Genomic DNA, 19,574 nt, shown 5'->3' with positions numbered 1-19,574 from the left:
CCGTCCTCACGTTCGGCCCTCACGTCCGGCCGCGGCTGCTCGGCGGCGTGGATCGTGTTTTTTTGTGTGTGATGCGGTGGCGCTTGAAGAAGCGCGACAAGCCGCTCTGGCTGGTGGCGATGCCACGTTCGGCCAGCAGGGCACGCAACTCCGACAGGATCAGGTCGGCATGGGCTTCGATGTGCTGCCAACGCTGGTCGCCGCCGCGCGGCTTGGCCGAGACCCGGCCCTCGCGCTCGAAGCTCTCCTGCCAGCGAATGGCGCTGGCGACACTGACCCCGAACCGCGCCGCCGCCTGACGGCGCGAGGCACCCTCCGCGACGGCCTTCACGACACGCTCGCGCAGATCCGACGAGAACGACGATGCCATCAACCCTCACGCCGATCGCCGAAAGGGAGTCAGATCACCCCACCTCATAAAACCCCAGGCCGACTCACCACGGTCGGCAACAGCTCTAGCTTCAGAATGATGGCAGGCCAGGGGGCCAAGTCAAGAGGAAGCCGGGCCGGCCGCGCGTTCTGGGTCAGCCTCGGCACGCAAGACGAGGTGACGCGCGCGACCCAGCGCGCCGCGGGGATGGCGAAGCGGACCCGCCAAGCGTCGCGTGATCTGAGGGTTAAGCCGCAGCTATGAAAGCTCGCCGACACGGCGTTTCAGAACTTGATCGCGAGTGTTCGCCATCGCGCGCTCGCACCGACAAAACGCGGTCGCGTGGCGCTCAAACCCCTAATTCGTGAGGGGTTCGACACGATCGAGTCCTGGCCCATCCGCGTTCTCGATCCGCGACGCGACACTGTCGATACACAACACTTCGGAGGCGGTGCGCCCGAACGCACCGCGACCGCTCGTTCAGAGGCCGATCACTCGGCCGCCATCGGCGCGGCCTCCACCGGTGCGACCCGCGCGGCGCAGAACTTGAACTCGGGAATCTTGCCGAGCGGGTCGAGGGCCGGGTTGGTCAGGAGGTTGGCGGCGGCCTCGGCGTAGCAGAACGGCATGAAGATCATGCCGGCCGGCACGTCGCGGTCAGAGCGCACCTTCAGCTCGACGGCGCCGCGGCGCGTCTCCAGCCGCATCGTGCCGCCGGGGCGCAGGCCCAGGCGATAGAGCTCCTTGGGCGCCATGAAGGCCACCGCCTCGGGCTCCAGCGCATCGAGCACGCCCGCGCGCCGGGTCATCGAGCCCGTATGCCAGTGCTCCAGCACGCGGCCGGTCGAGAGCACCATCGGGAACTCGGTGTCCGGCACCTCGTCCGGCGGCACGATCGCCGCGGGCACGATCTTGGCGCGCCCGCTCTCCGTGGGGAAGCCGGCGTAGAAGATGATCTCGTTGCCGGGCTGGTCCGGCGCATCGACCGGGTAGGTCACCGCGCCCTCGCGCTCCAGGCGCTCCCAGGTGATGTTGTTCAAGGACGGCATCACCTGCGCCATCTCGGCGAAGATCTCGGCCGGGCCGGCGTAGTTCCAGTCGAGGCCCATCCGCTTGGCCAGCTCCTGGATGATCCACCAATCCTGGCGCGCGTCGCCGGGGGGCGCGACCACCGGCTGGGCGATCTGCACGCGCCGGTCGGTGTTGGTGAAGCTCCCGGCCTTCTCGGCGAAGGCGGAGGCCGGCAACACCACGTCGGCATGGAAGGCGGTCTCGGTCAGGAACAGGTCCTGCACCACGAGGTGGTCGAGCATCGCCAGCGCATGGCGGGCGTGGTTGAGGTCGGGGTCGGACATCGCCGGGTTCTCGCCCTCGACGAACATGCCCTTGATCTCGCCTGCGTGGATCGCGCGCATGATCTCGACGACGGTGAGGCCCTTCTGCGGATCGAGGGACTGGCCCCAGAACTCCTCGAACAGCTCGCGCACGGCCGCCTTCTCGACCGACTGATAGTCCGGATAGACCATCGGGATCAGGCCGGCGTCGGAGGCGCCCTGGACGTTGTTCTGGCCGCGCAGCGGATGCAGGCCGGTGCCTGGGCGGCCGATCTGGCCGGTGATGAGGGCGAGCGCGATCAGGCAGCGCGAATTGTCGGTGCCGTGGACGTGCTGGCTGACGCCCATGCCCCAGAAGATGATCGAGGACTTGGCCCGGGCGTAGAGGCGCGCCACCTCGCGCAGGGTCTCGGCGTCGATGCCGCACACGGGCGCCATCTTCTCCGGCGTGAAGTCGACGATCTTCTCCTTCAGAGCCTCGAAGTTCTCGGTGTAGCCGGCGATGTATTGCTCGTCGTAGAGCTTTTCCTCGACGATGACGTTCAGCATCGCGTTGAGCATCGCCACGTCGGTGCCGTTGCGGAAGGCGAGGTGCTTGTAGGCGTGGCGCGACAGGGTCTGGCGCCGCGGGTCCATGATGATCAGCTTGGCGCCGCGCTGCTTCACCGCGTTCTTGAGGAAGGTCGCGGCGACCGGATGGTTCACGGTCGGGTTGGCGCCGATCACCACGATCACCTCGGCGTCGAGCGCCGCCGAGAACGGCGCGGTCACGGCACCCGAGTTCAGCCCCTCCATGAGGGCCGCCACCGACGAGGCGTGGCACAGCCGCGTGCAGTGATCGACGTTGTTGGTGCCGAAGCCCAGGCGCACGAGCTTCTGGAAGAGGTAGGCCTCCTCGTTCGAGCCCTTGGCCGAGCCGAAGCCCGCGAGCGCCTTGCGCCCGTCGGTGTCGCGGATCTTCTTCAGGCCGCCCGCCGCGCGGTCGAGCGCTTCTTCCCAGGTCGCCTCACGGAAATGCGTCCAGGGGTTGGCCGGATCGACCTGATCGTTGGCGTCCTTGGCCACGTTGTCGAGGCGGATCAGCGGCACCGTCAGGCGGTGGGGATGGTGGACGTAGTCGAAGCCGAAGCGGCCCTTCACGCACAGCCGGTTGTGGTTGGCCGGGCCGTTGACGCCCTCGGCGTAGACGATCCGCTCGTCCTTGACCTTATAGGAGACTTGGCAGCCGACGCCGCAATAGGGGCAGAGCGACTTCACCTCGCGGTCGGGATAGACCGTGCGGGTCTGGTTCGCGTCGAGATAGGCGGACGGCATCAGCGCGCCGGTCGGGCAGGCCTGGACGCACTCGCCGCAGGCGACGCAGGTCGAGGCACCCATCGGATCGTCGAAGTCGAACACGACCTTGGCGTCCGCCGAGCGGTAGGCCATGCCGATCACGTCGTTGACCTGCACCTCGCGGCAGGCGCGGACGCAGAGGTTGCACTGGATGCAGGCGTCGAGGTTGACGCTCATGGCCGGGTGGCTGACGTCGCTCGCCCAGCGCTCGGCGGCGGGGAAGCGGCTCTCCGACACGTCGAGATAGTCGGCCTGGACCCAGAAATGCGACGACGGGTCGTGCGAGGTCGCGCGCTCGGGCTGGTCGGCGACGAGCAGTTCGAGCACCATGGCACGGGCCTTGGTGGCGCGCTCGGTCGCGGTCTTCACCTTCATGCCGATGGCCGGCGTGCGCTTGCACGAGGCGGCGAGGACGCGCTCGCCCTCGATCTCGACCATGCAGGCGCGGCAATTGCCGTCCGGGCGGTAGCCGGGCTCGGGCTTGTGGCAGAGATGCGGGATATGCGTGCCGAGCCGCTTCGACACCGCCCAGATGGTCTCGCCGGGCTGCGCCTCGACCTGCTCACCGTCGAGTTCGAACGTGATGGTCGCGGGCGCGACCGGGGCGTCCTTCAGGCCGAAGGTGCCCGTGGGCTCGGGCGCGGCCTGCCCGCCGGCCTTGGCGCCCTGCGAGTAGGCGCCGCCGGAGGCCGGCTGCGGGCCGCCCACCGGGCCGCCGGCATCCTGCCGTCCGTTGGCGCGAATTTCCGGCCGCTCGGTCTTGTCGCCGCTGCTCATGCGTCCGCTCCAGGCTCTGGCTTCGTCGGGGGCGTCGGTATCGGGATAGTAAGGGGAACGGGCGTCACTCGGCCGCCACGGCCCGCGGCGCCGGAAAGAGATCCGGGAAATACTTGATCACGGAGCTGACGGGGTTCGAGGCCGCCTGTCCGAGACCGCAGATCGAGGCGTCGCGCATGCACTGCGCGAGGTCGCCGAGGAGTTCGGTGTCCCACACGCCGTTCTCCATCAGCATGCGGGCCTTCTGGGTGCCCGAGCGGCAGGGCGTGCACTGGCCGCACGACTCGTCCTCGAAGAACCGCATCAGGTTCAGCGCGGCGCCGCGCACGTCGTCGTGATCCGACAGGACCACGACCGCGGCCGAGCCGATGAAGCAGCCGTATTTCTCCAGCGTGCCGAAATCGAGCGGGATGTCGTTCATGGAGGCCGGCAGGATGCCGCCCGACGCACCGCCCGGCAGGTAGGCCGCGAAGGTGTGTCCGTCCGACATGCCGCCGCAATATTCGTCGATCAGTTCCTGGATCGTCAGGCCGGCCGGCGCCAGCTTCACCCCCGGCTCCTTGACCCGGCCCGAGACCGAGTAGGAGCGCAGGCCCACGCGGCCGTTGCGGCCGTGGCTCTTCCACCACTCGGCGCCGCGCTCGATCAGGTCGCGCACCCAGAACAGGGTCTCGATGTTGTTGATCAAGGTCGGGCGGTTGAACAGGCCCACTTGGAACGGGAAGGGCGGCTTGTGCCGCGGCAGGCCGCGCTTGCCTTCGAGCGACTCGATCAGCGAGGATTCCTCGCCGCAGATATAGGCGCCCGCGCCCCGTCGCAGGTGGATGCGGGTGCCGCCTTCGGGGAGCTTGGCGATCTCGCGGGTCAGGATCTCGCGGGCAATCGGGTACTCGTCGCGCAGGTAGATGTAGACGTCGCTCGCCTCGACCACGTGGGCGCCGATCAGCATGCCCTCGAGGAAGCGGTGCGGATCGGTGTTGAGGTAGAGCTGGTCCTTGAACGTGCCGGGCTCGCCCTCGTCGCCGTTGACCGCCATGAGGCGGGGCCCCGGCTCGCCGCGCACGGAACGCCACTTGCGCCCCGTCGGGAAGCCGGCGCCGCCGAGGCCCCGCAGGCCGCCGTCGTCGAGCACCTTCAGCACGTCATCGACGGGCATGTCGCCGCTGCGCAGCCGCTCCAGCACGGCGTAGCCGCCGCCCGCCCGATAGGCGTCGTAATCGACGTATTCCGGGATGTGGGCGTGAGTGTCCTCGGCCTCGACCGCCGCGCGGACGGAGGCGAGATCGGCCTTGTGCAGGAAGTTGTGGCCGACCTCGACCGCGGGCGCGTGGTCGCACAGGCCGACGCAGGGGGCGCGCACGACGCGCACCGCGTCGGAGGCGAGTTCGCGCTGCAGCGTCTCGACCAGTTCGTCGGCGCCGAACATCGCGCAGGTGATGCTGTCGCAGACCCGGACCGTCAGGCGCGGGATGTCGGCTTCCCCTTCCTTCACCACGTCGAAATGCGCGTAGAAGGTCGCGGTCTCGAACACCTCGGCGAAGGCGAGGCTCATCTCGTCGGCGAGCGCGGCGAGATGGTCGGCGCTGATCTGGCCGTAGGTGTCCTGCACCAGATGCAGGTGCTCGATCAGCAGGTCGCGCTGGCGCGAGCGGGTGCCGAGCAGGCCCTCGATCTCGACCTTGGCCTGCGGATCGACCTGACGACCCTTCGGCACGGCGCGGGCGACGTTGCGGCCACGGCCCGGATGCGCAAAGCGCCGGACGGTCCCCGTATCCTCACTCATGGCGCGACCTGTTTTCAACGTGATGGGCAAAGGGGGCGTGATGCTGCCGGCGAGGGGGCTTACTGCCCGCCGAAGGCCCGCAGGGGCTGACCGGCTTCCGAGCGATGCCGGGTCGTGACCTCGGCCGAGGCCGCGTCGAGCGAGGCGATCCGCGGCCCGACCACCGCGTCGAGCTCCGTCTCGAACGCGTCGAGCGCGGCGTTCAACCGGTCAAGCCGGTCCGTCTCCGCAGCGGCGCCCGGTTCCTCGATGGCCGCCAGCAGGGCGTCCCGCACCTGAGCGACCAATTCCTCCGTGAGCGGCGGCTTCGCCTCGGCGGCGTAAGCCTCCGCGGCTGCGCTCGCCAGTCGGCTGGCATCCATCGACATTCTTACCGGGATCCCTGGGGGAGGAAGCGACGCATTTCGAACCCGTCCATGCCGGCATCACATCAATCTGCGATATAATGCATGTGTATGCCGAACTGGGATCATTTCAAACTGCATCTGAGGCATACCCCGCCAGCGTCTCGCGCATCCATCAGTCCGGCCCTTGCATGCATCTCATTGGAGAGCTTCATGTATCCGGACGTACTTACATTACAGCGCACGCCACATCTTAAGGAAAAAATCTATTTCAATCAAGCACATTACATAAATTTATTGCTGTGTAGGCACGCCCGACAGGTATATATCGAAAAATATTTCATACTAATTCGGATCAATAATTTACTTATGGAGGACTAGGATCGGAAAGTGCCTCGGAAATACGCACCTTCAAATCTTCTGCATCTTTTGGAGAAAGAAGAATCAATGCCTCATTTGCATCAGATTTCCTGATACGAATAGCCATTGTCCTTCCACCATCGATCAACGATGCGCTCACAATGCGTACGGCCGAAAACATGTCAATTTTATCTTTTTCAGACACAGTATCACGCAACGTTGAAATGATTGAATGAGCACATGGGCGGATATGCGGTCAAAGGCGAGCAGTCTACCGCGCGACAGTCCCGATGAACCATAATTTACTGCCCGCCTCGATTTACGTCGCAACATATGTTTCCGTCAACCTCTGAAAGTAGGGCTGCAATACGCAAAAGCTGCCCATAATTTCGGAATTTTTTCTGAGGCTGTGAAGAATATGAAAAGAGTGCCGTTATAGCGTGCTCCATATGAATTATGCATCATATTGCAGCCTTGCCGCCCTCCCGGTCGTTTTAGTTAACAATTATGATTTAGTTTTCAAAATAGGTACCCAAAATAATATCCATTAATTCCAACCGATTCACCGAAATAAAAATGTTTTCTGATTGAAAAGGGCGCCCTTCATGCATCTATCCTCGCTTCTGATTGGCACCATATGGGTTTCAATATTGCAGCATCCTGAATCCCACGAGCCGCAGAGATCGGCTCGCCTTTCAGCGGCGGTAGCGCTCCATGATCTGACATTCGAGCGGAACTGCCATGATCTCGGTCCTTGTTCCAATCGCTGCTGTAAAACTGGTGCTCGGCACGCGCCAAGGATTGTAGGCTCAGCCGAGGAGGGGCGCTGTGCGATCAAATCGGTAGCGACTGCCCAGATATCGGTACGGCCAGTCAGCGTCGTCAGCTCGCTCACCGCCACGCTGCGGGTCGCGGCCATCACGTCGGGAGCTTCGACTTCGTGCAGGCTCAGAGTCCGTCCGATAAATCATGATCCTCGTCCGAGGCGTCGGACGAGGATCATGACGGCGGCCGCGTAGAGGAGGGCCTGCGCCGAAGCCAGGGTCGCCTCCGGGTCCTTCCAGAGGCGGCGGTTGCGGCCGATCCAGGCGAAGAAACGCTCGACGGCCCCGGCGGCGCGGATGGACGGCGAAGCCGACCTGTCCCGGCGGCTTGCGCACGATCTCGATATCAATGCTCGTGGCGGTCGCAGGTCGATCGCCCGCGTGACCCGCATCGGCGGACGCCTTGGTGATAAGGGGAAACGTACGCCGTGACAGTCTCAGCACCGGCACCGCCCCGTCGCGATCCTGCACATCGGCGGGCTGCGGATCGAGGACGAGGGCGCGCCCGTCCGTATCGACCAGAGCTTGGCGCTTGCGGCCCTTCACCTTCTTGCCGGCATCGTAGTCGCGCGGCCCGCCACTCTCGGCGGTCTTGATGCTTTGACTGTCCAGAACCGCCGCGGAGGGCGAATCCTAGCGTCCGACCCGTTCACGGTTGGCGGAGGGGCCCAGGCAACTCATAACGCGTGGCAAGGGAAGCGGAGCGCCGACCGAGATGACGACGGGCGTTGCAGCCCCATTCCGGGACGGTCGGCGCCCCGCGCATGGTCCTAGCAGAGCGCCGACAGACAGCTCCGGGCAAGCCGCGCATTCGGCGAGCGTCTCGATGCCGCGGACTCGGCCGCAACGGGGAAGCCGGAGGGAGGCAGCCCCTTCCTCCGGCTTCCGTGGCCGTTCCCTTTTTCGAACCCGCTCAGAACGCGGCGGCCTGCTTGATGCGGTCGTCGGTGGCCGGGACCTTCCACTGAACGGCGCCGGGCAGGGCGTAGCCGCCCTGGCGGTGCACCGAGCCGGTGTCGGTGGCGAGACCCTGGGTCTCCAGGGTCAGCGCGCCGACCGTCTTGGCGTTGTCGATGCGGCCCGGCTCGCCCGCGAAGGCGGCGGTGGTCAGGAGGGTCAGCGCGAGGCCGGTGACGGTGCGCGCGACGATCTGCTTGGACATGTCAGCCTCTTTTTCGGTTTTCGCGGCGGGCCCCCCGTCGCTTCGTGAGACCGAATGTGCTGATGTCGAGCCCATGAATCAAATGGGCTGATTTCATAATGCGCATCGATCATGTGCATCATGAAATCGGCCCGACCGCGCGGCGCGTCCGGCACGGGGCCGGGAGCGTGTCCGCGCCGTCCTTCCGAGCCCGTCGATCCCGGGTATGGGTCAGGGGCATGGGTGAGGGGCATTCCTCGGAACACACCTTCCACGCTTTCAGACCACGAAGACATCGGCCGCCGTCAGCGCCACCTTGGTATCGATGATCGCGAACTGGACCGCCGCCTTCGAGCCACTGCCGTCCGCATCGTAGGACAGGGCGCCCGTCTTCTTGTCGTAGAGGATACGGTCGTCGGCATCGACCTTCGCACCCGCCACGCTCAGATCCTTGAACGCCGCGGCGGCGAGCGATCCGGCCGATAGGGCCGAGAAGACGCTCTTGCTCAGCCGCACCGTGTCCTCGGTCGCGAAATCGACGAGGTGATCGACGTTGCCCGTGCCGAGCGCCGTGGAGAAGGCGAAGCTGTCCGCGCCGCCCCGCCCGAGCAGCAGATCGGCGCCGCCCTTGCCGTCGAGCACGTTGGCGCCGTTGTTGCCCACCAGCGTCTGGCCGAATTCGTTGCCGGTCAGGTTCAGCGCCGCCGTGCCGGTCGAGGAGAGCAGTTGCAGTCCCTCGACCTGCTGGCCGGCGGCGAGGGCATAGCTGACGGTCGCGACGGCCCTGTCCGTGCCCTGGTTGGCCCCCTCGAAGATCCGATCCGCGGCGTTATCGATGGAATAGACGTCGTTTCCGGCGCCGCCATACATCTGATCGGCCCCGCCCCGCCCGTCGAGGGCATTGGCACCGGCATTGCCGCGCAGGATGTTGGCGAATTCGTTGCCGGTCAGGTTCAGGGCCTGCGTACCGGTGCTGGCGGCGAGCTGGAGCGCCTCGATCGATTGACCCGCTCCGAGGGTGTAGCCGGTGGTGGACACCACGGTGTCGGTGCCTTGGCCGTTCGCCTCGACCACCCGGTCGTCGGCATTGTCGACGGCGTAGGTGTCGTTGCCGATCCCGCCGATCATCGTATCGGCGCCCCCGCCGCCTTCGAGGACGTTGTTGCCGGCATCCCCGGTGATCGTGTCGGCGAAGGCCGATCCCTTCACGTTCTCGACCCCGACGATCACATCGGGCAGCCGGAAGGTGAAGGCCTGCGTCGTCGCGTTGTCGGCGCCCAGCCCCGCCACGAGGCCGAGGAAGGAGCCGTCGGCCACCGCATCGACCGAGCAGCCGTCCTTGGTCATCAGGCCGATGAAGGATTCGATGTAATCCGCGGAGGCGTCGCCGCCGTCGTTCTCCCACCAGCGCAGCAGGGAGACGGTGACGCCCGCCCCCGAGGCACCGTAATCGACCGTGTCGGCTCCAGTGCCGCCGAAGATCAGGTCGAAGCCCGCACCGCCGTCGAGGCGGTCGTTGCCGTCGCCGCCTTCGAGGACGTCGGTGTCGCGGCCGCCGATCAGGGTGTCGTTGCCGATTCCGCCGACGAGGCAATCCTGGCCGTCGCCGCCGTCGAGCCGGTCGTTGTCCTCCTCGCCGAACAGGTCGTCGTGACCGGCCTGCCCGTAGAGCACGTCGTTGCCGCAGCCGCCTTCGAGGCGGTCGTCGTAGGACTTCTCGGGCGTCGCCCCCGCAGGCACGGTCGGATCGCAGCAGACGTTGGGGTTGAGATCGGCGGTGGGCCTCAGGTCGCCGGTGCCGGCGGGCACCTTCGAGGCCGGGTCCGCCTCGCCCCAGATCGTGTCGTTGCCGTCGCAGCCGATCAACCGGTCGTCGCCGTCGCGGCCCTCCAAGACGTTGTCGCCGGTGTCGCCCCGGATCACGTCGGCGAAGCCCGAGCCGACCACGCCCTCGACGTTGACGTAGAGGTCGCCGTCCGATTCCGCGCCGGGTACGGTGGCCCCGTCGATCACCGCCAACCCACCCTGACCGGAGAGCAGGTCGGCGGAGATCGAGGTCTTGGCATCCCGGTAGGAGACGATGTCGAAGCCGATGCCGCCGTCCATGACATCGCTGCCCTCGCCGCCGATCAGGATGTCGCGGAAGGCGTAGGCGTAGAGGGCGGGGGACTTCGACAGGTCGATGTCCCACTGGGCGTCGCCGACGAGGATGTCGTTGCCGCTGCCGCCGTCGAGGACATCGTTGCCCGCACTGCCCTGGACGGCGTCGTCGCCTTCCTCGGCAAAGACGGTGAAGTTGTAGGTCGCGCTCCCGTAGGCGGTCGGCGTCGCGTAGAGGCTGCTGAACCCCTTGATCTCGTCGCCGAAGGCCGAGCCGATCGCGCCCTGATTCAGGCTGATGTTCTGGAAGGTATCCACGATCGCCGAGTTCGCGACCTCGACGCCGTCCGCATCGACGAAATGCGCGCCGGGGCCGCCGACCGGCCCGAGATTGATCTCGAGATGCTGCCCGTTCGTGAACAGGGTGCCATCGGTGATGCCGTGATAATCGACGAAATCGAGGCCGCCGCCGCCGACGATGGTGTTCTTGCCGAGCCCGCCGGCAAAGATCTCGTTTTTGGCCGAGCCCGACATCCGGTCGTCGAACTGCGTGCCCTGGTACTGCTCGATGTTTCTGAGGATGTTGAGTTCCTGGCGCAACTCGCCGGTATCGAAGGTATTGTTGTTGTTGGCGTCGTACCAGATCTCGTAGAGGGCCACACCGTCGCCGGTCTTGAGCTGGCCGGCCGGCAGATTGAAGACCGCGGCGAGTTGCGCGGCGCGGGTACCGTAGGCGATCTCGAACGGCGCCATGACGCCGGAGGGGGCGGTGCCGGCCGGCAGCACCTTGTAGCCGGTCAGAAAACTGGTCGCCGCGAAATAGCCGTCGACGCCGCCGCGCCCGTCGTAGATGTCGACGACGCCGTTTCCGTTCGCGCCGACGAACTCGCCATGCTCGAACGTGTTTCTGTTTGCATCTCCGCTGATGCTATCCGACATCCTCGTGCCGACGACGCCCTCGATATTGTAGAGCGTTGCGTATTTATGGATTTCCGATGACAGGCTATCATCGTCGTAGCGCAGGTCGAGCGTGTGCGCCTGCAGATCGACGGTCAGGCCCCATGTGGCGCCGGCGCGCGTGTTGACGAGCCCCTCGACGATCCCCTGCACGGTGTCGAACCCGTAGCCGCCGTCGATGGTGTCCTTCTCGTACGAGGCCGAGAAAGTCCCGTTGTAATCATAGAACCAGAAGGGAACGAAGGTGTCGTCACCGTTTCCGCCGTACGACCAATCGTCCCCGAGACCTCCAAACAGAAAATCCTTTCCGTTCCCTCCGTACAAGCGGTCTTGACCGTCGTTTCCGTAGAGCACGTCATCGCCGTTCAGGCCGGAGATGTAATCGCCGGCTCGCGATCCTTGAATCGTGTTGGCGTTAGCGTTTCCCGTGTAGATCGCCATGACCGTCGCCCCTCGATTGCATGAGCGAAGAAGACTTCGCCCGCCCAAGCGCGTACGTTCTTAAGGCGATTCACATCCGAAGAAAATCGAAGAGAAAACGTTCATCCCGATATGTTGCTTTCGGGAAACGACCGCCCGAGATAGACTGTCAGGTTGCGTACAATCCGCATCCTTGACCCGGCACTTCGACCGATCGGGCTTCCCTCGGCAAAGCGTCCGGGCACGCGGAAGGCCAAGCACAAAAATGAATTACGTTTCTCGCACGAAATAATCGCGCTCACGCGCAATAGCATTACAGCTTTCAGCAAAATCGAGACCAAGCGGCAAGCGAAGACAAGAGAAACACCGAAGGCATGCGCGACGAAGGCCGGCGAGGCGTCGGTCACACCTCCCCGCCGGCCACCGGAATCGCCTGTCCGGTCACGGCGCCCGCCGCCGCGCCGCAGAGCCACGCCACCGCGTCGGCGACTTCCTCGGGGCGGACGAGGCGGCCCTGCGGGTTGTGGCGCACGAGCGAGGCCAAGGCCGCGTCCCGGTCCCGGCCGGTCGTCGCCATGATCCGCTCCAGGCTGTCGCCGACGATGTCGGTGTCGGTGAAGCCGGGGCAAACCGCGTTGACGGTGATGCCGCTGCGGGCGGTCTCCTGCGCCAGCGATCGGACGAGGCCGACCACCGCGTGCTTGGCCGCGCAATAGGCCGAGACGTAAGGGTAGCCCTTCTGGCCCGCGGTCGAGGCGATGGCGACGATCCGGCCGAAGCCTCTCGCGGTCATGCCCGGCAGCACGGCCTGCGCGGCGTGGACGGTGCCGAACAGGTTCACGTCGAGCATCCGCTGGAACAGGGCCGGCTCGCTGCGGCCGAAGGGGGCGGATTCCGCCGCCCCGGCATTGGCCACGAGGATGTCGATCGGCGCCCGTGCGGCGATCTCCGCGAAGGCGCGGGCGACCGCCGGCCCGTCCGTCACGTCGAGGGCAAGCGCGTGATGCGCGACGCCCTCGGCCACCGCCCGCTGCAAAGCCTCGGCGTTGCGACCGAGGATCGTCACCGTGGCGCCGTCGCGGACGAGCCGCCCGGCGATGGCGCGGCCGATGCCGCGGGCGCCGCCCGTGACGACGGCGTGGCGGGTGGGGCCGGCCACGGCTCAGGCTCCGGGCCGGACGTAGCCCGGCAGGCTCGCATCCGGCACGTCGTCGAGGTTGACCACGATGTTCTCCGGCGTGCGCGCCGTCAGCCAGACCAGTTCGGCGTCCCGGCTCATATTCGCCTCCACATGCGGCATGAAGGGCGGCACGAACACGAAGTCGCCCTCGCTCATGTCGATGTATTCGGCGTAATCCGCGCCGAAATAGATCCGCGCCCGGCCCTTCAGCACGTAGCCGCCGGTCTCGGCCTCGCCATGGTGGTGCGGCAGCGAGCGGTAGCCCGGCTCGTTGCTGACCTTGCCGTACCAGATCCGCGTGGCCGGCGTGTGCTGCGGGCTGACGCCGGAGACGCGCACGGCGCCGCCGGACTGGCCCGTGCGGGTGTCCTCGTGGCCGGCGCGGGTGACGATGGGCTTCACGGTCTCGGACATGCTTGTCTCCCTCGGGATGATCACAGAAGGCCGGTCTCGACGGCGACGCGGCGATAGGCGGCGCCCGCGGTGAAGCCGCCGTCGATCACGAAATCCTCGCCGGTGATGAAGCTCGCCTCCTCGCTCGCCAGGAAGCGGACGAGGCGGGCGACCTCGTCGGGCTCGCCCGCGCGGCCCATCGGCGTCAGGCCGATCATCGGGGCGAGATGGGGCGAGCCGGCATTGAGGCCGGTCACGACGAGGCCGGGGCAGACCGCGTTGACGCGGATGCGGTGGCCCACGAGCTCCATCGCCGCGGTCTTGGTAAGCCCGCGCAGGCCCCACTTGCTCGCGGTGTAGGCCGGGTCGGCATGGCCCGAGAAGGCCGAGTTCGAGGCGATGTTGACGATGCTGCCGCCGCCCGCGTCGCGCATCGCGGGCGCGACCGCCCGGATGCCGAGGAAGGCGCCGGTGAGGTTGACGGCGAGCACCCGGTTCCAGGCGTCGAGATCGGTCGCCGCGACGCCGGTGCGGTTGATGATGCCGGCATTGTTGACGAGGATGTCGAGGCGATCACGCCACGCCAGCGCCCCGGCCACGAGAGCGTCCCAGCCCTCCGGCGCGGTGACGTCGGCGGCCTGGAAGCGGGCCTCCAGCCCCTCGTCGCGCAGGCTCGCGGCATAGGCCTCGCCCTCGTCGGCCAGCACGTCGCAGATCGTCACCGCGACGCCGGATTGCGCCAGCAGGCGGGCCTGGGCTGCGCCCTGGCCGCGGCTGCCCCCGGTGACGAGGGCGGCCTTGCCCTTGAGGTCGGAGAAGGCGCTCATCTCACTCCCCCTGCACCACGGCCTGGCGCTGCTCGCCGAGCCCATCGATCCCGAGCCGCATGGTCTGGCCAGCGCGCAGGAAGACAGGCGGCTTCTGGCCGAGGCCGACGCCGGGCGGGGTGCCGGTGGCGATGACATCGCCGGGGTGGAGCGTCATGAATCCGCTGATGTAGCTGACGAGCTCAGTGACGCCGAAGATCATCCGTGCGGTGCTGCCGGTCTGGCGGCGCACGCCGTCGACATCGAGCCAGAGCCCGAGCGCCTGCGGATCGGGCACCTCGTCGCGCGTCACCAGCCAGGGGCCGAGGGGGCCGAAGGTGTCGGCGCTCTTGCCCTTGGTCCATTGCCCGCCGCGCTCGGACTGGAAGGCGCGCTCGGACACGTCGTTGACGACGCAGTAGCCGGCCACGTGCTCCAGCGCCTCGGCGCGCGTCACGTGCTTGGCGCGGCGGCCGATCACGATGCCGAGTTCGACCTCCCAATCCGTTTTTTGGGAGCCGCGCGGAATCTCGACCGCGTCGTTGGGGCCGCAGACGGCGCTCGTCGCCTTCATGAACAGCACCGGCTCGTCGGGGGCGGGCTTGCCGGTCTCGGCGGCGTGGTCCGCGTAGTTGAGGCCGACGCACACGAACTTGCCGATGGCGCCGACGCAGGCGCCGATGCGGGGCGTGCCCTCCGCCAGCGGCAGGCGGGCGGGATCGAGGGCGCGCAGCCGGGCGAGGCTCTCGTCCGTGAGGAACGGCCCGGCGATGTCGGGCACGTGGTCGCGCAGGTCACGGATGCGCCCTTCCGCATCGAGCAGGCCGGGGCGCTCGGCGCCGGGCTCTCCGTATCGCAGCAGCTTCATGGCGTGTCTCCCGATGGTCGGTTCAGTAGAAGGCCGGCGCCTGACGCAGCGTCGGCCACAGGGCTGGGTCGTGCCCCGGCACCACGCGGGCCTGCGCCCGCTCGGCGACCGCGCGCAGCTTGGCGACGGAGCGCACCGCCTCGGTCACCGAGGTGACGGCGCCGGGGAGCGCCCGGTCCTCCCAGTGGTCCATCGTGTCGGCGGCATCGACCGCCAGCAGCGTGGCGCCGCGGGGCGTGCGCACGAGGAAGGATTGGTGCCCGACCGTGTGGCCAGGGGAGCGGATGCAGGTGATCGCCCCGTCGCCGTAGAGATCGAAGAAGTCGCCCCAGGCCTCGTCGAGCAGGCACCAATCGAGGTTCGGGCGGTCGAAATCGGCCCGCACGAAGGCGCCGGCGCAGAACCAGTCGGGGGCCAGCGCGTAGGCGAGGGCGTCCCGCTGGACGACGTGGCGGGCGTTGGGAAACACCCCGATCGCGCCGGTATGGTCGAGATGGAGATGCGACAGCAGCACGGTGCGCACGTCGGCCGGATCGAAGCCCGCCGCCCGGACTTGCGCGGCGCAATCCCGCCCCGGCGCGACGCGGGGCTCGAACACCGCGGCGACCGGCCCCCAATGCCCGCGCGGATCGGTGACGCAGATGGCCGGGAAGCCGCCGTCGATCACCACGTGCCCGCGCGGATGGGTGACGAGGTACCACGGCACCGGGATCTCGAACGGCTCGCCCAGGCCCTGGTTCAGGTAGATGTCCTGACGGCGGCAGCCGAGCGTGCCGGTCTGGAAGAGATGGAGGCGGATCTCGGACATCGTTCCTCCCGGATCGAGGGGGATCTTTTGCTTCAAGCTTGAAACTTTCAGCATAAGGCCGCCGATCCGCCGCCCTGTCAAGGATAATTTCAAGCTTGAAGCTTGTGCCGACAAAGGTCCGCGCTTAAGGTCCGGCGCAGCGGCGGACGGCCCCCTCTTCGAGGACGAGACCCATGAGCGAGACATCGGCACGCGACGCGGCGGATACCGAAACAGCCCCGCCGCTCCTGCGCACCCTGACCCTGCCGTCGGAGGCCAATCTCAACGGCGGCGTGTTCGGCGGCTGGATCATGGCCGAGCTCGACAAGGCCGCCGGATTGCTCGGGATGCGGCGCGCGAAAGGGCCCTGCACGACCGTCGCGGTCGAGAACCTGCGCTTCGTCGCGGCACTCAAGGTGGGGGAGGAGTTCTCGGTCTACGGGCAGGTCGAGTCGGTCGGCCGCAGCTCGATGCGGCTCAAGCTCGACGGCTTCGCGGGTTCACCGGCCGGGGGCGAGCGGCGGCGCGTGGTGGAGGCGCTGTTCGTCTCGGTCGCCCTGGACGACGAGGGGCGGGCGCGGCCGGTGCCGTAGGGCCGGTGCCCGGCACCGGTATCGGGGCCGCCATCCGAGCGCTGGACGATCGGCTGCTCTCAGTGGCGAGCGATCCTCCACAAGACGTCGAACCGCGGACATCCGCTGCTGAATCCACAGGAAAGGCAGGCCCCGTCAAGCCTGCGGACGGCTCATACCGATCGGCGACGACCCTGACGCATCGCCGATGGCCCCCGCGACGGCGGGACGGCGGGCGTCCGCCGGAGGCACGGAACAGGACCATCGGTCCGGTTCCGTGCCGCTAGGTATGACTTGAACGCGTTCCGACGAAATGGATGCCGGTTCGTCGAATGAATGCCCAGCAAAAATAAGGCCTGAGAGACACTGACCCGATGCAATAAGGTCAGATAGGGTTTTTTGCCCAGTTCAGTCGCAGATTTTCACTCGTATAGGCGCAGCCCGATGAGCGGCCGCGGCGATCTCTGCCCCAAAAATTAGATTTGGTGCATTTGCCGCATATGAGGATGGCAAAAAATAATTGACTGATTTACATCTCAAAAATATCGAATCCGCGAGGGCGGAATTGATTGGGGGCAATCATGGCAATCGAGTGGATCGGCCCATTTTATTCAGAGACGTATGAAAATAGCGGCAACCCAGGAATGGCGATCAGCGCCCGTGATAGCAACGGCTGGTCGGTGCATCTTTCCGTCGAAGACGGCGGTAACGGTGCCTTGCTGGAGAACTACTACAATTACCTGCGCATCAAGCCCGCGCTCTGGGAGGGATCGGAGGGCTACGAGGCCCATCTGACCTCCGACAACCTGTTCACCGCCAAGATCAAGGCGACGGTCTACGATCCCAGCACCGGCGGCGTGGCCTACACGGCCTATCAGACCTACAGCTTTCGCGTTCTCGACTCGTCGCCCCCTGGCCGCGACGGCGACATCATCATCGATGAAATCATCGGCGAATGCTCGGCCACCGATACGCCGATCACGGACGCCTACGGCAGGCCCTATTATTACGGCAAGGCTTACGCGAGCGACGGCTGGGGCAACGGCACATTGAAGCTCGTCGACGACGCGGGCGGGCGCTTCAAGCTCGAGACGGTGGGCGACAACCAGTACCTGCGCGTCGCCGATGGAGCGAAACTCGATTTTCAGACCTACGCGGCCGCCGGCGGTCAGGCCTACAAGCTCGCCTTCGAGGTCTCCGACGGCACGACCACGCTCACGAAGGTCGGTTACATCTCCCTGAGGAATGCCACCGGCACGCTGACGGGCGATTTCTCGGCGGAGGTCGCGCCCAAAGGCGCCTACACGCTCACCGCTGCCGATCTGGGTGCGGAGAAAGCCGGCGCCAATCCCATCTTCGTCGTCAGCAACCCAACCGGCGGAAACCTCGTGCTCAAAGGCGCCACCACGCCGGTGACGAGCTTCACCGGTGCCGATGTCGCCGCTGGCAAGGTCCAGTTCGTCCAATCCGGCAAGGGCCTGACGGCCTCCTTCGACGTTGCCGCCAGGGACGGGGGCGAGCTCACGGCGACCAAGACGTTCAGCCTCAGCGTCGCCAACCAGGCGCCGAAGGATATGATTTATGTCGGGCCGCTTGGCGGGGGGGCGACCACCCTCAACTACCAAGAGGAGACGGAGCAGAGCTGGGGCCTGCGTGTCACTGACCCGGAGGGCGAGACAAACACCACCGGACTGAAATGGTCGATCGTCGGCGGTGCCGATCGGAACGCCTTCACGATCCTGGAAAAGGGCATTGGGGGCGGCACTCTCGACTTCAAGACCGCCCACGACTTCGAGGCGCCGACGGATGCGAATCGCGACAACCGGTACGAGGTCGTCGTTCGGGTCGCCGACAGCTACGGCGCATACCTCGACAAAGCCTGGACGGTCTCGGTCATCAACCTGAAGGAGGTCGTGGTTGCCGAGGGTGCGGCGGCGGGCACCCTGGTTCAGGGAGCGCAATCGATCCCGGTGCCCGGCTCGCCGATCTCCATGAAATACGCCCTGCCCGCGGGCGAGGGCCGCTTCACCATCGACCGCAACACCGGTGCCATCAAGGTCGCCGCCGGGTTCAAGATCGACTTCGAGCAGGCGAGCACGATTCGTCTGACGGTCATGAAGGATCCGTTCGCGCCGGAGGCGGTCGATGCCTCGCACTCCACGCCGATCCTGATCAAGGTCCGGGACGTGCGCGATGAAATCGTCAGCGGCGACGGTCGCGACAACACGCTGGTCGGCGGGGCGGGCAACGACACGTTCTTCGGCCTCGGCGGCGCCGACGACCTGACCGGTGGGAACGGGCGCAATCGCCTCGATGGGGGCACCGGAAACGATCGGCTCATCGGTGGGCTGAACGAAGACACCTACGTCGTCGACAGTCTCAAGGACATCGTGTCGGAACAGACCGGCGGCGGCCGCGACACCATCGAGGCCAGGATCAGCTACGATCTCGACGCCCAGGCGAAGGCGAAGTTCATTTTTGGAGCCGTCGAGGATCTGACGCTGCTGGAAGGCCGCGCCGCCCTGAAGGCGACCGGCAACGCGCTCGCCAACACGCTGCGCGGCAACGGCAACGCCAACACGCTCGACGGCAAGGGGGGCATCGACACGATGCAGGGCCTGGGCGGCAACGACACCTACTTCGTCGATCATGCCCGCGACAGCGTGATCGAGGCCGCCAAGGGGGGCGTCGATACCGTGCTGACGAGCGTCGGCTACACACTGGCCGCGCGACAGGAGATCGAGGCGCTGCGCACGGTCAACGCCGCTGCCAAAACGGCACTAAACCTGACCGGCAACGAGTTCGGGCAGACGCTGCAGGGCAACGCGGGCGCCAACGTCCTCAACGGCATGGCTGGCAAGGACATCCTCACGGGCTCATCCGGCAAGGACACCTTTGTGTTCTCGACGGCGCTGGGGGCGGGCAACGTCGATCGCATCACCGACTTCTCCGTCGTGGACGACTCGATTCAGCTCTCGAAAGGCATTTTCACCGCCCTCTCGGCCGGGACGCTCGCGGCAGGCGCGTTCAAGGATCTGAGCATGGTGGGCGCCAAGGTCGATGCGGACGACCGCATCCTTTACAACAAGACCACGGGCGCTCTGTCCTACGACGTCGACGGCAGCGGGTCGAAGGCGGCGGTGCAGTTCGCCACCATCGACACGAAGGTGGCGCTCACCCACGCCGACTTCCTCGTGGTGTAAACGTGCGAAACGCCTCGGCC

12 protein-coding genes and 2 pseudogenes are annotated in these 19,574 nt (G+C 66.6%); 2 read left to right on the top strand and 12 right to left on the bottom strand.

Translation table 11 applies throughout. The annotated features are described in order from the left end of the window. From BM140_RS22845 to attM, 12 genes and pseudogenes are all read right to left on the bottom strand, one after another. Positions 1-370 (bottom strand): annotated as a pseudogene (locus BM140_RS22845) (helix-turn-helix domain-containing protein); the annotation flags it as partial. A 491-nt stretch (positions 371-861) separates the two neighbouring features. Beyond that, positions 862-3,816 carry a formate dehydrogenase subunit alpha gene (gene fdhF / locus BM140_RS22840; RefSeq protein ID WP_165616534.1) on the bottom strand — a complete coding sequence of 985 codons (2,955 nt, stop codon included), beginning with the start codon at positions 3,814-3,816 and terminating at the stop codon, positions 862-864. A gap of 64 nt (positions 3,817-3,880) precedes the next feature. Further along, positions 3,881-5,599: an NAD(P)H-dependent oxidoreductase subunit E gene (locus tag BM140_RS22835; RefSeq protein WP_091951453.1), complete on the bottom strand. Its 1,719-nt coding sequence runs from the start codon at positions 5,597-5,599 to the stop codon at positions 3,881-3,883. 59 nt (positions 5,600-5,658) lie between these two features. Then, positions 5,659-5,967, bottom strand: coding sequence for a hypothetical protein (locus BM140_RS22830; RefSeq protein WP_091951451.1), 309 nt, complete (start codon positions 5,965-5,967; stop codon positions 5,659-5,661). 1,303 nt (positions 5,968-7,270) lie between these two features. Continuing rightward, positions 7,271-7,787: pseudogene (locus tag BM140_RS22825) on the bottom strand (transposase); the annotation flags it as partial. A gap of 253 nt (positions 7,788-8,040) precedes the next feature. After that, complete coding sequence (locus tag BM140_RS22820; protein ID WP_091951449.1) at positions 8,041-8,289, bottom strand: hypothetical protein; 249 nt, start codon at positions 8,287-8,289, stop codon at positions 8,041-8,043. Positions 8,290-8,547: 258 nt separating this feature from the next. Next, positions 8,548-11,766, bottom strand: a complete 3,219-nt coding sequence (locus tag BM140_RS22815) for a calcium-binding protein (protein ID WP_091951447.1) — start codon at positions 11,764-11,766, stop codon at positions 8,548-8,550. A 382-nt stretch (positions 11,767-12,148) separates the two neighbouring features. Next, positions 12,149-12,904 (bottom strand): SDR family NAD(P)-dependent oxidoreductase, encoded by a 756-nt coding sequence (locus BM140_RS22810; protein ID WP_091951445.1) that lies wholly within the window; start codon positions 12,902-12,904, stop codon positions 12,149-12,151. Between the two features lie 3 nt (positions 12,905-12,907). Next, positions 12,908-13,339, bottom strand: coding sequence for a cupin domain-containing protein (locus BM140_RS22805; protein WP_091951443.1), 432 nt, complete (start codon positions 13,337-13,339; stop codon positions 12,908-12,910). Between the two features lie 20 nt (positions 13,340-13,359). Next, positions 13,360-14,145 carry an SDR family NAD(P)-dependent oxidoreductase gene (locus tag BM140_RS22800; protein WP_091951441.1) on the bottom strand — a complete coding sequence of 262 codons (786 nt, stop codon included), beginning with the start codon at positions 14,143-14,145 and terminating at the stop codon, positions 13,360-13,362. A 1-nt stretch (position 14,146) separates the two neighbouring features. Continuing rightward, positions 14,147-14,992 (bottom strand): fumarylacetoacetate hydrolase family protein, encoded by an 846-nt coding sequence (locus tag BM140_RS22795; protein ID WP_091951439.1) that lies wholly within the window; start codon positions 14,990-14,992, stop codon positions 14,147-14,149. A 22-nt stretch (positions 14,993-15,014) separates the two neighbouring features. After that, positions 15,015-15,800: an AttM family quorum-quenching N-acyl homoserine lactonase gene (attM, locus tag BM140_RS22790; RefSeq protein WP_091951437.1), complete on the bottom strand. Its 786-nt coding sequence runs from the start codon at positions 15,798-15,800 to the stop codon at positions 15,015-15,017. A 173-nt stretch (positions 15,801-15,973) separates the two neighbouring features. Between attM and BM140_RS22785 the strand changes: the two genes are divergently transcribed. Beyond that, positions 15,974-16,372, top strand: a complete 399-nt coding sequence (locus BM140_RS22785; RefSeq protein ID WP_244535594.1) for an acyl-CoA thioesterase — start codon at positions 15,974-15,976, stop codon at positions 16,370-16,372. A 560-nt stretch (positions 16,373-16,932) separates the two neighbouring features. Beyond that, a complete protein-coding gene (locus tag BM140_RS22780; protein WP_114436016.1) occupies positions 16,933-19,554 on the top strand; it encodes a cadherin-like domain-containing protein in 2,622 nt (873 codons plus the stop codon). The last annotated feature ends 20 nt before the right edge of the window (positions 19,555-19,574 follow it).

Origin of the sequence: Methylorubrum salsuginis (assembly GCF_900114375.1) — a bacterium.
In the GTDB taxonomy this organism is placed as follows: Bacteria; Pseudomonadota; Alphaproteobacteria; order Rhizobiales; family Beijerinckiaceae; genus Methylobacterium; species Methylobacterium salsuginis.
The sequence above is the reverse complement of the archived record's forward strand: the minus strand, read 5'-3'. Positions and strand labels throughout refer to the sequence as shown.